The 11,888-nt window shown below is 68.7% G+C and carries 16 protein-coding genes; 8 read left to right on the top strand and 8 right to left on the bottom strand.

Annotation, left to right across the window (positions count from 1 at the left end):
- Positions 1-80 precede the first annotated feature (80 nt).
- Positions 81-1,055: a zinc-binding dehydrogenase gene (locus EV647_RS32040; RefSeq protein ID WP_134009639.1), complete on the top strand. Its 975-nt coding sequence runs from the start codon at positions 81-83 to the stop codon at positions 1,053-1,055.
- A gap of 83 nt (positions 1,056-1,138) precedes the next feature.
- On the opposite strand, the gene EV647_RS32035 is transcribed toward EV647_RS32040, so the two are convergent.
- From EV647_RS32035 to EV647_RS32020, 4 genes are all read right to left on the bottom strand, one after another.
- A complete protein-coding gene (locus tag EV647_RS32035; RefSeq protein ID WP_134009637.1) occupies positions 1,139-1,474 on the bottom strand; it encodes a YnfA family protein in 336 nt (111 codons plus the stop codon).
- Positions 1,471-1,881: a MerR family transcriptional regulator gene (locus EV647_RS32030; RefSeq protein WP_134009635.1), complete on the bottom strand. Its 411-nt coding sequence runs from the start codon at positions 1,879-1,881 to the stop codon at positions 1,471-1,473. Before EV647_RS32030 ends, EV647_RS32035 begins: the two co-directional genes overlap by 4 nt.
- Positions 1,878-2,192 carry a hypothetical protein gene (locus EV647_RS32025; protein ID WP_134009633.1) on the bottom strand — a complete coding sequence of 105 codons (315 nt, stop codon included), beginning with the start codon at positions 2,190-2,192 and terminating at the stop codon, positions 1,878-1,880. The genes EV647_RS32030 and EV647_RS32025 overlap by 4 nt, the downstream gene beginning before the upstream one ends.
- Before the next feature lie 81 nt (positions 2,193-2,273).
- Positions 2,274-2,912 (bottom strand): DUF1707 and FHA domain-containing protein, encoded by a 639-nt coding sequence (locus EV647_RS32020; RefSeq protein ID WP_134009631.1) that lies wholly within the window; start codon positions 2,910-2,912, stop codon positions 2,274-2,276.
- Positions 2,913-3,008: 96 nt separating this feature from the next.
- Between EV647_RS32020 and EV647_RS32015 the strand changes: the two genes are divergently transcribed.
- From EV647_RS32015 to EV647_RS32000, 4 genes are all read left to right on the top strand, one after another.
- The gene (locus EV647_RS32015; protein ID WP_134009629.1) at positions 3,009-4,085 is read left to right on the top strand and encodes an ATP-dependent DNA ligase; all 1,077 of its coding nucleotides are present in this window, start codon (positions 3,009-3,011) and stop codon (positions 4,083-4,085) included.
- Positions 4,085-4,840, top strand: a complete 756-nt coding sequence (gene uppS, locus EV647_RS32010; RefSeq protein ID WP_134009627.1) for a polyprenyl diphosphate synthase — start codon at positions 4,085-4,087, stop codon at positions 4,838-4,840. The genes EV647_RS32015 and uppS overlap by 1 nt, the downstream gene beginning before the upstream one ends.
- A gap of 64 nt (positions 4,841-4,904) precedes the next feature.
- The gene (locus tag EV647_RS32005) at positions 4,905-5,408 is read left to right on the top strand and encodes a hypothetical protein (RefSeq protein WP_134009625.1); all 504 of its coding nucleotides are present in this window, start codon (positions 4,905-4,907) and stop codon (positions 5,406-5,408) included.
- Between the two features lie 54 nt (positions 5,409-5,462).
- A complete protein-coding gene (locus EV647_RS32000) occupies positions 5,463-6,005 on the top strand; it encodes a GNAT family N-acetyltransferase (protein ID WP_134009623.1) in 543 nt (180 codons plus the stop codon).
- Here the strand turns inward: EV647_RS32000 and EV647_RS42245 are convergent.
- Both EV647_RS42245 and EV647_RS31995 read right to left on the bottom strand, forming a co-directional pair.
- Complete coding sequence (locus EV647_RS42245; RefSeq protein ID WP_166679771.1) at positions 6,002-6,178, bottom strand: hypothetical protein; 177 nt, start codon at positions 6,176-6,178, stop codon at positions 6,002-6,004. The two genes, EV647_RS32000 and EV647_RS42245, sit on opposite strands and share 4 nt — an antisense overlap.
- On the bottom strand, positions 6,178-8,064 hold the full coding sequence (locus EV647_RS31995; RefSeq protein WP_202870809.1) for an ABC transporter ATP-binding protein: 1,887 nt from the start codon (positions 8,062-8,064) through the stop codon (positions 6,178-6,180). The genes EV647_RS42245 and EV647_RS31995 overlap by 1 nt, the downstream gene beginning before the upstream one ends.
- A 131-nt stretch (positions 8,065-8,195) precedes the next feature.
- Between EV647_RS31995 and EV647_RS31990 the strand changes: the two genes are divergently transcribed.
- Genes EV647_RS31990 through EV647_RS31980 form a run of 3 tightly spaced genes read left to right on the top strand, consistent with a single transcriptional unit; the run spans position 8,196 to position 9,408 of the window.
- The gene (locus EV647_RS31990; RefSeq protein WP_134009621.1) at positions 8,196-8,636 is read left to right on the top strand and encodes an SRPBCC domain-containing protein; all 441 of its coding nucleotides are present in this window, start codon (positions 8,196-8,198) and stop codon (positions 8,634-8,636) included.
- Positions 8,633-8,968, top strand: coding sequence for a metalloregulator ArsR/SmtB family transcription factor (locus tag EV647_RS31985; protein ID WP_238177495.1), 336 nt, complete (start codon positions 8,633-8,635; stop codon positions 8,966-8,968). The genes EV647_RS31990 and EV647_RS31985 overlap by 4 nt, the downstream gene beginning before the upstream one ends.
- Positions 8,965-9,408 (top strand): SRPBCC domain-containing protein, encoded by a 444-nt coding sequence (locus EV647_RS31980; RefSeq protein WP_134009620.1) that lies wholly within the window; start codon positions 8,965-8,967, stop codon positions 9,406-9,408. Before EV647_RS31985 ends, EV647_RS31980 begins: the two co-directional genes overlap by 4 nt.
- Here the strand turns inward: EV647_RS31980 and EV647_RS31975 are convergent.
- Positions 9,405-10,175, bottom strand: coding sequence for an enoyl-CoA hydratase/isomerase family protein (locus tag EV647_RS31975; RefSeq protein WP_134009619.1), 771 nt, complete (start codon positions 10,173-10,175; stop codon positions 9,405-9,407). The two genes, EV647_RS31980 and EV647_RS31975, sit on opposite strands and share 4 nt — an antisense overlap.
- 24 nt (positions 10,176-10,199) lie before the next feature.
- Positions 10,200-11,798 carry a ribosomal protection-like ABC-F family protein gene (gene abc-f, locus EV647_RS31970; RefSeq protein WP_134009618.1) on the bottom strand — a complete coding sequence of 533 codons (1,599 nt, stop codon included), beginning with the start codon at positions 11,796-11,798 and terminating at the stop codon, positions 10,200-10,202.
- Positions 11,799-11,888 lie beyond the last annotated feature (90 nt).

The raw sequence follows: 11,888 nt of genomic DNA, 5'->3' as shown, positions 1-11,888 counted from the left end.
TCGGAGGGCACTTTAGTACACAACGTAAGGAAGTGGCAGAGATTGACCTCAATCATTGTTGAGGTTCTAGCGTGAGCGGCGTGAAAGCAATCAGACTGCACGCATTCGGTCCGGCGGAGAACCTGGTGTACGAGGAGGTGCCGGACCCCACCCCCGACCGCGGCATGGTGCTGGTCGAGGTCGAGGCCGCCGGCGTCCACCTCGTCGACACGATGATCCGCGCGGGCGCCACCGGCGGCAGCCCGATCCCCGTCCCGGAGCTGCCGACGATCCCGGGACGCGAGGTCGCGGGCCGGGTCAGCGCGGCCGGACCGGACGTCGACCCGACCTGGATCGGCAAGCGCGTCGTGGTCCATCTGGGCATGGTGCCAGGCGGGTACGCCGAACGCGCGGTGGCGAAGGTCGAGTCGCTGTACGAACTTCCCGATCACGTCGACGCCGCCCAGGCAGTCGCCGCGATCGGCACCGGGCGTACGACGGCCGGCATCCTGCAGCAGGCGCATCTCACCGCGGACGACGTCGTACTGATCACGTCAGCCGCGGGCGGGATCGGCAGCTACCTGATCCAGTCGGCACGCAACGCCGGCGCGATCGCCATCGGGCTGGCGGGCGGTCCCGCCAAGGTCGAGACGGTCCGCTCGCTCGGTGCGCAGTACGCGATCGACTACCGCGACCCGGAGTGGACTGCGCAACTGAAGGCCGAGTTGGGCGACCGGGACATCACGCTGCTCTTCGACGGGGTCGGCGGCCCGAACGGCCAGCAGGCGTTCGACCTGCTCGGCGTCGGCGGCCGCGCCCTCATGTTCGGCTGGTCGGGCGGCGGCCCTATCGAATTCACCCACGAGGACCTCATGACACGCAGCCTCACCGCAGGCTGGGCCATCGGCGCCAAACTCACCCGCCAGCTCCGAGCCCTCGAAGCAGCCGCCCTGGATGAAACCACCTCGGGCCGCTGGAAGGCACTCACCACCACATTCCCCCTCTCCGAGGCAGCCGCCGCCCATCAAGCCTTCGAAACACGAGCCACCACCGGAAAGGTCGTCCTCATCCCCTAAGCCCCGGGTTGGGGAGGGTTTCCTGCCCGATTCGGGACAAAAGCCTCCCCAACCTGATCCACCGCGGTGAACTTAGGTGTGGGTCAGGTGTTGCGGGGGGCGTACATGCTGATGAGGACGCCGAGGAGGCAGATGGTGGCGCCGAGGAGGTCGTAGCGGTCGGGTTTGAAACGGTCTACGAGGACGCCCCAGGTGAGTGAGCCGGCTACGAAGATTCCGCCGTAGGCGGCGAGGATCCGGCCGAAGTGCGGGTCGGGCTGGAAGGTGGCGACGAAGCCGTAGGCGCCTAGGGCAACTATTCCGCCGGCGATCCACAGGAGGCCGCGGTTCTCGCGCCAGCCTTGCCAGATCAGCCAGGCTCCCCCGATCTCGGCGAGTGCCGCCAGCAGGAACAGTACGACGGACTTCAGGACGGTCACTGAGCGATCTCCGAGAAGGGCAGCGGGCAGTCGGGATTGCCGGCGCACGTTTCCAGGTCGTCGCAGCCGGCGGCGATGCCGGCGCGGAGGCTCCCCGCGATGACGGTCAGGTCGGCGATCTTGGCTTCCACGTCGGCCAGCTTCGCGCGTGCGCGCGCCTGGAGTCCGGCCCCCTCGCCGACCGCGTGCCGATGCCTGGCAGCGTCGAGCAGCTCGGAGATCTCGGCGAGGGTGAATCCGAGCCGCTGCGCCGCCTTGATCACTCGCAACGTGGTGACGGCCTCGGTCGGGTACATCCGGTGCCCGCCGAGGCTTCGGACCGGCTCGTCGAGCAGTCCGCGGCGTTCGTAGTACCGCAGCGTCTGGGGGTTCACGCCGGCTGCGGCGGCGACTTCCGCAGGTCTCACCGCGGCAGCCGTTCGCTCAACCCGTCGAGTACGGCGGCGTACGCCGACGGAACGTTCACGCGGACCCGAACCTGATTGCCGGGAGCCTCGGTGATCGTGAAGTCGAAGAAGGAGCAGCACTCCGTCTCGCGCGCGGTCAGGTCGGTGACGGTCGCGCGGGACTCACCGGTGAGCACAAGGTCGAGCGTGTGCGGATCGACACGGTCGGCGCTGCGGAGATGGTCGGCGAACAACTGGTCGAACTCGGCGAGCCGCAGCGGCCGCTCAGCCGTCGGCAGTGTGCAAGCAACCGGAACCCAATGGTCGTCCATGCATCGACGGTAAACCCGTACCCGAGTACCAGATGCAACTACGAGCTGATCAACCTTCACCCGTCGGATGGAGCGCGAGAGCTAGGGCTGGTCGGTCCAGGTGAGTACGTAGGCGACTGCGCCGAAGCGGATGTGGTCGCCGGGGCGGACGCGGACCGGGGTGGTGATTCGGAGGCCGTTGACCTCCGTGCCGTTCAGCGAACCGAGGTCGCGGATCATCCAGCCGTCGTCGACGTACCGGAGCTCGGCGTGGCACCGAGACACCGACTCATCGGCCATGCGGAGGGTCGCGCCCGGACCGCGTCCGATCCGGACTGTCGGTGAGCCCGGCGCCGGCAGCGCAAGACCCGGCGGCGGCGCGGCCGGAGTGGTCCGCTTGATCTTGGGCCCCGGCAAGCTGCCCAGGCGTTCGAAGAAGGGGTCGAACCGCGCCAGAAAGCCACTCCGAGCGGTCCGGCCGGCGGCTCGGGTCACCCGCAGCCGCGGAAGTCTGGACCGGACATCGCGCATCCAGCGGCTGCGGCGGGATTCCTCCCGCGGGAGGTCACGGATCGCGTCAGCGAGTTCGCCGCGGCTCTGGGCGCGGAGTACGAAGTTCATCCGGCGGATGAACGTGTCGTGCGACAGCCGGCCCGAGCCGGCGCCGTCGCGGAGGATCGCCAGCGCACGGTCGCGTTCGGCGTCCGACGGACGCGTCCACTCCACCCCGACCGTACTCATGAGGGCATTGTCCGTGGCGGTCCGGTTCACTGTCCACCACGGGACTGTGACAGCAGGTTCCTGGTGACTGTCCGCGCCGTGGGACAGAATGACGGGATGCGACTGCCTGTCATGCCGCCGGTCAAGCCGATGCTCGCCAAACCGGTCAAGGAGATCCCGCGCGGGGACCTGTCCTACGAGCCGAAGTGGGACGGGTTCCGGTCGATCATCTTCCGCGACGGCGACGAGGTGGAGATCGGCAGCCGGAACGAGAAGCCGATGACGCGGTACTTCCCCGAGCTGGTCGAGGCGGTGAAGGCGAATCTCCCGGAGCGCTGCGCGATCGACGGCGAGATCATCGTGATCGGCGAGTCCGGCGACCGGCTCGACTTCGAGGTCCTGCAGCAGCGGATCCACCCGGCCGCGAGCCGCGTGAACATGCTGTCCGAGAAGACCCCGGCCCGGTTCGTCGCGTTCGACCTGCTGGCGCTCGGTGACGACGACTACACGGAGCGCCCGTTCAGCGAACGCCGTACGGCGCTGATCGACGCACTCGCGAACGTGAAGGCGCCGATCCACGTCACCCCCGCGACCGCCGACCACGACACGGCCGCGCAGTGGTTCCAGCAGTTCGAGGGCGCCGGCCTGGACGGGCTGATCGCCAAGCCGCTGGCCGGGACGTACCAGCCGGACAAGCGCGTGATGTTCAAGATCAAGCCGGAGCGTACGGCGGACTGTGTGGTGGCGGGCTACCGCCTGCACAAGAGCGGCCCGGACCGGATCGGCTCACTGCTCCTCGGGCTGTACAACGACGACGGCACCCTGGCGAGCGTCGGCGTGATCGGCGCCTTCCCGATGGAGCGCCGCAAGGAGCTCTTCGAGGAGATGCAGCCGCTCGTCACCACCTTCGACGAGCACCCGTGGGCGTGGGCGAAGCAGGAGGAAGGCGTCCGTACGCCGCGCAACGCCGAGGGCAGCCGGTGGCAGGCAGGCAAGGACCTGTCCTTCATCCCTCTGCGCCCCGAGCTGGTCGTCGAGGTCCGCTACGACCACATGGAAGGCATCCGCTTCCGGCACACCGCGCAGTTCGTCCGCTGGCGCCCCGACCGCACTCCCGAATCCTGCACATACGAGCAGCTGGAGGAGCCGATCAAGTTCGACCTGGCCGACGTACTGTCGAGCGCCCAACGCTGATGCTCTACAGCCTCTACACGCGTCGCCTCCGCCGCCAGCTCGCCGGTCTGCCGAAGCCGGAGCACGTCGCGATCGTGATGGACGGCAATCGCCGCTGGGCGCGTGGCGCCGGCTACGACGACGTACGCATCGGTCATCGCTTCGGCGCCAAGCACCTGGAGCAGTTCCTGCAGTGGAGCTCGGACGCCGGCGTCACCTGTGTCACGGCGTGGGTCGCGTCGGCCGACAACCTGCGCAAACGCGACTCGGCCGAGGTCGATTACCTGATGGAGCTCACCGAGAGCGTGCTGGCCGATCATGTACGCCGTGACCACCGCTGGCGGCTGCACGTCAAGGGCCAGCTGGACCTGTTGCCTGATTCAACGGCCCGCGCGCTGAAGGAAGCGGTCGAGTTGAGCCGCGACCGCGACGCCGGTGATCTGACCCTCGCGATCGGGTATTCGGGCCGGCTCGAGGTCGTCGACGCCGTACGGTCCGTGCTCGACGACGCGGCGGCGGAAGGGACCTCGCTGGAGGAGGTCGCGGACAGGCTCACCGAGGAAGAGATCGGCCGGCACCTGTACGTGCCCGGCCTGCCTGACCCGGATCTGGTCATCCGGACCAGCGGCGAGCTACGGATGTCGGACTTCCTGCTCTGGCAGGCGACCCGCTCGGACATCGAGTTCTGCGACCTCTACTGGCCGGCGTTCCGCGAGGTGGATCTGCTGCGGGCGCTCCGCACGTACGGACGGCGGAGACTGGAACGATCCAGTTGAATACTTCGCGCCGCTGAAGGGGCATCATGGGGGTATACCGACTGGTAAGCGCGGAGGTGGCACGATGTACGACGTCGTACTGCTCGTCGAACAGGAACTGTCCGAGCCCGACGCGAAGCGCGTCGTCGAGCTGCATCAGGACATGCCCGATCCGGTCACGTATCACGTGCTGGTGCCCTGCCACAACGCGGAGGCCGGCGTCGAGGCCTCGATCAGCGCCCTCGGGACCGCGGACCTCTACGGGCCGGGCCTGGCCGGTCAGCGTCAGGACCTCGCCGAGGCGCAGAAGGCGATCGACACCGAGGCCAAGGGCTGCAGCGGGCGGAGCGTCCAGCGGCTGCGCGATCTCGGACAGGCCGCAGAGGGCGGCATCACGCACGACCGGCCGATCGACGCGCTGGTCGCCACCGTGCAGCACGTCCACGGCCAGGAGGTCATCATCCTGACGCGGCCGCACATCGTGGCGGAGTTCTTCCACCTCGACTGGACCAACTCGGCCCGCCGGCACCTCGGCGTACCGGTGCTCCACCTGCTGGAGTACGACTCGAAGCCGGCCGCGGCCAAGTAGTACCGCTCTCCAAAACCGGGTGCGAGCCGCCCGGACCCGCTCTACCCTCCGGGCATGGATCTTCGCGAAGAACGTCGGAGCGACCGACAGGCCGTGCGGGATGTTCACCTGCAGGCGTTCGGTGATCACGGGCCTGTGGTGGCTGACCTGGCCGACACCCTGCGGGACACGATCACCTCTGAGGGCGGCCTCTCACTGGTCGCCGAGCACGACGGGCAGGTGGTCGGCAACGTTATGTTCACCCGCAGTCTTCTCGATGCGGAGCGCCGGCTGGTCGATGTCCAGGTCCTCAGTCCCTTGGGCGTGCTGCCCGAGTTCCATCGGCGCGGCATCGGCTCGGCCCTGGTCCGGCGTGGTTTGGAGGTCCTCGCCGAGCGGAAGGTTCCGCTGGTCTTTCTGGAGGGCGATCCGGGCTTCTACTCGCGGCTAGGCTTCGAGCCCGCCGGCGGCCTAGGTTTCCGAAAGCCGTCCCTGCGTATCCCGGACGGTGCCTTCCAGGTCATCAGGTTCCCGGCGCATGAACCATGGATGACCGGCACCCTGGTCTATGCGGAGGCCTTCTGGCGGCACGACTCGGTCGGCCTCCGCACGGCTTAGTGCTGGAGGAGAGCCGCGTATGTGACGCCGCCGGCCAGGCTGGCGATGAGTAGCGACAGCGTCGTGCGGATTGCGCGCTCACCGGTTCGGCCGTAGTGGCGGCCATCCTCGGAGTGGTATGCGACTTTGAAGCCGGCGTACCCGGCTGCGAGGACGAGACCCAGTTTGATCATCAGACACCTGCCGCGGTACCGGACTCGTTGAACTGCGTGTGATACAGATCAGCGTACTCGCCGCCGGCCGCGAGCAGCTGCTCGTGCGTGCCGCGCTCGACGATGTTGCCGTGGTCAACCACCAGGATCAGGTCCGCGTTCCGCACCGTCGACAGCCGGTGCGCGATCACCAGCGACGTACGGCCTTCCAGGGCGGTGTCCAGCGCCCGCTGAACGGCGACCTCGGACTCCGAGTCGAGGTGCGCGGTCGCCTCGTCCAGTACGACGATCTTCGGGGCCTTCAGCAACAACCGGGCGATTGCGAGTCGTTGCCGCTCACCACCGGACAGCCGGTGACCGCGATCGCCGACCACGGTGTCCAGACCGTCCGGCAGCGCCGACACCAGCTCCCAGATCTGCGCGGCCCGCAGCGCGGCGACCATCTCGTCCTCGGTCGCGTCGGGCTTCGCGTACCCGAGGTTGGCGCGGATCGTGTCGTGGAACATGTGCGCGTCCTGCGTGACGTAGCCGATCGTGTCGTGCAGGGACTGCAGGGTCACGTCGCGCACGTCCTGACCGCCGACGCGCACCGCTCCCCCGCTCACGTCGTACAGCCGGGCGACCAGGTTGGTGATGGTCGTCTTGCCGGCTCCGGACGGGCCGACCAGCGCGACCATCTGCCCGGGCTGTACGACGAAACTCACGTCCTCCAGCACCTGCGCCGAGACGCGCTTGTCCAGGACCGCGACGGACTCGAGGCTGGCCAGCGAGACCTGCTCGGCCGTCGGGTACGCGAACGCCACATGGTCGAACTCGACACTCGCCGCGCCGGCCGGCAGATCCTTCGCGTCCGGGGCGTCCTGGATCATCGGTTCGAGGTCGAGCACCTCGAAGACCCGCTCGAACGACACCAGCGCGGTCATCACGTCGACGCGGACGTTGGATAGTGCGGTCAGCGGACCGTACAGCCGGCCGAGCAGGGCGACGAGTGCGAGCAGCGTGCCAATGGTCAACGTCTCGCGGACGGCCAGGTTGCCGCCCACGCCGTACACCAAGGCTGTCGCCAGCGCGGCGACCAAGGTCAGCGCGGTGAAGAACACGCGGCCGAGCATCGCGATCCGGATGCCCAGGTCGCGGACCCGCCCGGCCCGCTCGCCGAAGTCGGCGTTCTCGAGGTGCGGCTGGCCGAACAGCGTGACCAGGAGCGCGCCGCCGACGCTGAAGCGCTCGGTCATCGAGGTGGACATCTCGGCGTTCAGGTTCATCTGCTCCCGCGTCATCGCGGCCAGGCGGCGGCCGAGGACCCGCGCGGGGATCAGGAAGATCGGCAGCATCAGGATCGCCACCACGGTCAGCTGCCAGCTCAGCGCGAGCATCGCGCCGACGACCAGGATCAGGCTGATGACGTTCGAGACGACGCCGGACAGCGTCGAGGTGAAGGCCTGCTGGGCGCCGATCACGTCGTTGTTGAGCCGCGAGACCAGCGCACCCGTCTGCGTCCGGGTGAAGAACGCGACCGGCATCCGCTGCACATGCGCGAACACCTTCGTGCGCAGGTCGAAGATCAGCCCTTCACCGATCCGCGCCGAGAACCAGCGCTGCACCAGGCCGAGCGCCGCCTCCACGACAGCGAGCAACGCGACCACCAGGGCCAGCGCGGTCACCAGGCCGGCGTTCCCCTTCGAGATCCCGTCGTCGACGATCTTCTTGAACAGCAGCGGCGACGCGATCACCAGCACCGCCGAGACGATCACCAGCAGCAGGAACGCCGTGATGTGCCAGCGGAACGGCCTCGCGAACCGGACGATCCGCCGCAGCGTGCCCTTGGCGAGCTTCTGCTCGAGGACCGACGAGTCCTGGCGCCGCCAGCCCATCGCGCCCATCCCTGGGCGCATCATTCCCGACATCCGGCTCCCTTTCTGTGGTGAACCTTCATAACACCCGGAGTCACTCCGCGCTTCCCGCAACTTTTGGTTGCACATCGGCGCGACCTGGTCTAGAGTCACATGCAACCAAAGGTTGCGAAAGGACGGAAGCAATGACCAGGAGCATCGAGCGGGAGATCCGGGTGGAGGCCAGCCCAGAGGTGGTCTACGAGGTGATCAGCTCGCCGGAGCACCTGCGCGAGTGGTGGCCCGACGACGCCGACCTCGACCCGGCCGCCGGCGCGACCGGCACCGTCACGTTCCGGCGTACGGACGAGACCAAGGTCGTGCCGCTGACCGTGGTGGAGGCCGACCCGCCGCGGCGCTTCTCCTTCCGCTGGGCGTACGACGACGAGCCTGTCACGCCGGAGAACTCGCTCCTGGTCACCTTCGACCTGATCCCGGCCGGCGGCGCCACGCTGCTCCGGTTCGCCGAGACCGGGTACGACGAGGCTTCCAAGCCGGACGAGATGCTCGAGGACCACACCACCGGGTGGGACTACTTCCTCCCCCGGCTCGCGCCGTACGCCGAGCGGCAGGCGCAGCGGCCGTGATCGACGACGAGCTCTGGTCGGCGATCGGTGACCCGACCCGGCGGCGGATGCTCGACCTGCTGCTCGTGAGCGGTGGCGGTACCGCGACCAGTCTCAGCGACCAACTGCCCGTCACCCGGCAGGCGGTCGCGAAGCACCTCGGCGTACTCGACCGGGCCGGGCTGGTGCACTCCACGCCGTCCGGACGGGAACGCCGCTACACCGTGGACGAGGACCGCCTCGCCCACGCGATCAACCAGCTGACCGACGTCACCAGCGCCTGGGACCGGCGGCTGCAACGCATCGCCCGCATCGCCGAGGCGATCGAAAAACACGAGAGGAAACTTCCATGAGCGACATCCTGCACCGCGTTGGCATCCTTGCATCCCCGACGGACGTCTACGCCGCACTCACCACGATCGACGGTCTGGCCGGCTGGTGGACAGAGGACACGACCGGCGACCCCGACGGTGTGATCCACTTCCGCTTCGCGGCCGCGGGCGGCGAGGGCTTCGACATGAAGGTCCTGGAGACGAAGCCCGGCGAGCTCGTCCGCTGGGAGGTCGTCGACGGTCCACCGGAGTGGATCGGCACCCACATCCGCTTCGACCTCTCGCAGACCGACGAGTGGGCGATCGTGCTCTTCAAGCACGAGGGCTGGAAGGAGCCGGTCGAGTTCATGCACCACTGCAGCACCAAGTGGGCCAGCTTCCTGCTCAGCCTCAAGAAGTACGTCGAGACCGGTAAGGGCGACCCGTCCCCGAACGACGTGGTGATCAGCAACTGGCCCTAGGAAAGCGCGGCCAGGAGCTCCTTCAACCGGCGTTCCTGGGCCTCACGCTCGGCCCTGAGCTGGTCGTCGTACGTGCGGTCCGCGGCACCGAGGAGCAACGCCTTGGTCTCGCGGATCGCGCCGGGCAGCGGGCCGAGCAACGCGTCGGCCAGGTCCTTGACCGTCGCCTCCAGTTCGTCCGCCGGTACGACGATGTTCGCGAGGCCGAGCTCCTTCGCCTCCGCGGCCTCGACCCAGCGGCTCGTCGCGCAGATCTCCAGCGCCCGCGAGTACCCGACCAGCTCGACGAGCGGTTTCGTACCGCCGAGGTCCGGGACCAGCCCGAGTGACGGCTCGCGCATACTGAAGCGGGCGTCGGGCGTGACGACCCGCAGGTCACAGGCCAAGGCGAGCTGGAAACCGGCGCCGACCGCATGGCCCTGCACCGCGGCGATGCTGACGATCTCGGGCCGCCGCAGCCAGGAGAACCCGGTCTGGAACTTCGCGATCAGCTCCAGGACCTCGTCGGTCGGCTTGGCGCCGAGGCTCAGCAGCGGCTCTTCGCCCAGATCGTTCTCGCCCATGATCAGCCGGCGGTCCAGACCGGCCGAGAACGACGGCCCCTCCCCCGACACGACCACCACGCGGACGTCGGACGGCAGCGCCGTACCGAAATCGGCCAGTGCACTCCACATCGCGGGCGTCTGGGCGTTGCGCACCTCCGGACGGTCGAGCACCACACGCGCGACCGGTCCGTCCACCGTCAACCGCAGTCCGAGATCCGTCATGGCCCGGATATTACTCGGAAGTAATCAGGCGAGCGAGATCAGGTCGGCGTACTCGTTGGTCCAGAGGTCCTCGACGCCGTCGGGCAGCAGGACGACACGCTCGGGTTCGAGGGCCTCGACGGCGCCCTCGTCGTGGGTGACCAGGACGATCGCGCCCGTGTACGACCGGATCGCGTTCAGCACCTCGGCGCGGGACGCCGGGTCCAGGTTGTTGGTCGGCTCGTCGAGGAGCAGGACGTTCGCCGCCGACACGACCAGCGTGGCGAGGGCGAGACGGGTCTTCTCGCCGCCGGACAGCACCTTGGCGGGCTTGTCCGCGTCGTCGCCGGTGAACAGGAACGAGCCGAGCACGCTGCGCGCCTGCGTCTCGTTCAGGTCCGGGGCGGCGGTCTTCATGTTCTCCAGGACCGTCCTGTTCACGTCCAGGGTCTCGTGCTCCTGGGCGTAGTACCCGAGCTTGAGGCCGTGGCCGTCGATCACCTCGCCGGTGTCCGCCTTCTCGATCCCGCCGAGGATCCGCAGCAGCGTGGTCTTGCCGGCGCCGTTCAGGCCGAGGACGACGACCCGCGAGCCCTTGTCGATCGCCAGGTCGACGTCGGTGAAGATCTCCAGCGAGCCGTACGACTTCGACAGTTCCCGCGCCATCAGCGGCGTCTTGCCGCACGGCGCCGGCGTCGGGAAGGCGATCTTCGCGACGCGATCCTGCTTGCGCTCGTCCTCGAGCGAGGACATCAGCCGCTCGGCCCGGCGCAGCATCTGCTGGGCCGCGGCCGCCTTGGTCGCCTTGGCGCGCATCTTGTTCGCCTGGTCGACCAGCTGGGTCGCCTTCTTCTCCGCGTTCGCCCGCTCGCGCTTGCGGCGCCGCTCGTCGGTCTCCCGCTGGAGCAGGTACGCCTTCCAGCCGACGTTGTACACGTCGATCTCGGCCCGGTTCGCGTCCAGGTGGAAGACCCGGGTGACGGTGTCCTGCAACAGGTTCACGTCGTGGCTGATCATGATCACGCCACCGGCGTACGACTTGAGGAAGTCGCGCAGCCAGATGATCGAGTCGGCGTCCAGGTGGTTGGTCGGCTCGTCGAGGAGCAGCGTCTCGGCCTGCGCGAACAGGATCCGGGCCAGCTCGACCCGGCGGCGCTGACCACCGGACAGGGTCGACAGCGGCTGGCCGAGGACGCGGTCCGGGAGACCGAGGTTGGCCGCGATCCGGGCCGCCTCGGCCTCGGCGGCGTACCCACCGGCGGCGTGCAGGTCCGCCTCGGCCCGCTCGTACCGCCGCATGCCCTTGGCGCGGGTCTTCTCGTCCGCACTCGCCATCGACTTCTCGGCGGAGCGCAACCGCCGTACGACGTCGTCCAGGCCGCGCGCGGACAGGATCCGGTCCCGGGCCAGTACGTCGAGATCGCCGGTGCGCGGGTCCTGCGGCAGGTAGCCGATCTCGCCCGAGGACGTCACGGAACCGCTCGCGGGCAGCCCTTCACCGGCGAGGATCTTGGTCAGCGTCGTCTTGCCGGCGCCGTTGCGGCCGACCAGCCCGACCTTGTCGCCGGGGCCGACCCGGAACGAGGCGGGCGCGAGCAGCTGACGGGCACCGACGCGAACCTCGAGATTGGAAACAGTGATCATCGGGGGTCGCAGGCGTCCTTACGCTGGGATACGGGCTGAGCTCTGGGCGGCATGCCAGTGCCATGGCTGTGTGATCGCGGTGTCACGGCA

The sequence above is a fragment of the Kribbella sp. VKM Ac-2566 genome (assembly GCF_004366005.1).
GTDB lineage: Bacteria > Actinomycetota > Actinomycetes > Propionibacteriales > Kribbellaceae > Kribbella > Kribbella pratensis.
Note: the sequence above shows the minus strand (reverse complement) of the source record. Positions and strands in the feature narration are given on the sequence as shown.

Excerpts from the sequence above, each read along its gene's own strand:
- EV647_RS32025 (WP_134009633.1), bottom strand. The coding sequence starts at position 2,192 with ATGGACGACCATTGGGTTCCGGTTGCTTGCACACTGCCGACGGCTGAG.
- EV647_RS32020 (WP_134009631.1), bottom strand. The coding sequence starts at position 2,912 with ATGAGTACGGTCGGGGTGGAGTGGACGCGTCCGTCGGACGCCGAACGC.
- EV647_RS32015 (WP_134009629.1), top strand. The coding sequence starts at position 3,009 with ATGCGACTGCCTGTCATGCCGCCGGTCAAGCCGATGCTCGCCAAACCG.
- uppS (WP_134009627.1), top strand. The coding sequence starts at position 4,085 with ATGCTCTACAGCCTCTACACGCGTCGCCTCCGCCGCCAGCTCGCCGGT.
- EV647_RS32005 (WP_134009625.1), top strand. The coding sequence starts at position 4,905 with ATGTACGACGTCGTACTGCTCGTCGAACAGGAACTGTCCGAGCCCGAC.
- EV647_RS32000 (WP_134009623.1), top strand. The coding sequence starts at position 5,463 with ATGGATCTTCGCGAAGAACGTCGGAGCGACCGACAGGCCGTGCGGGAT.
- EV647_RS42245 (WP_166679771.1), bottom strand. The coding sequence starts at position 6,178 with ATGATCAAACTGGGTCTCGTCCTCGCAGCCGGGTACGCCGGCTTCAAA.
- EV647_RS31995 (WP_202870809.1), bottom strand. The coding sequence starts at position 8,064 with ATGTCGGGAATGATGCGCCCAGGGATGGGCGCGATGGGCTGGCGGCGC.
- EV647_RS31990 (WP_134009621.1), top strand. The coding sequence starts at position 8,196 with ATGACCAGGAGCATCGAGCGGGAGATCCGGGTGGAGGCCAGCCCAGAG.
- EV647_RS31980 (WP_134009620.1), top strand. The coding sequence starts at position 8,965 with ATGAGCGACATCCTGCACCGCGTTGGCATCCTTGCATCCCCGACGGAC.
- EV647_RS31975 (WP_134009619.1), bottom strand. The coding sequence starts at position 10,175 with ATGACGGATCTCGGACTGCGGTTGACGGTGGACGGACCGGTCGCGCGT.
- abc-f (WP_134009618.1), bottom strand. The coding sequence starts at position 11,798 with ATGATCACTGTTTCCAATCTCGAGGTTCGCGTCGGTGCCCGTCAGCTG.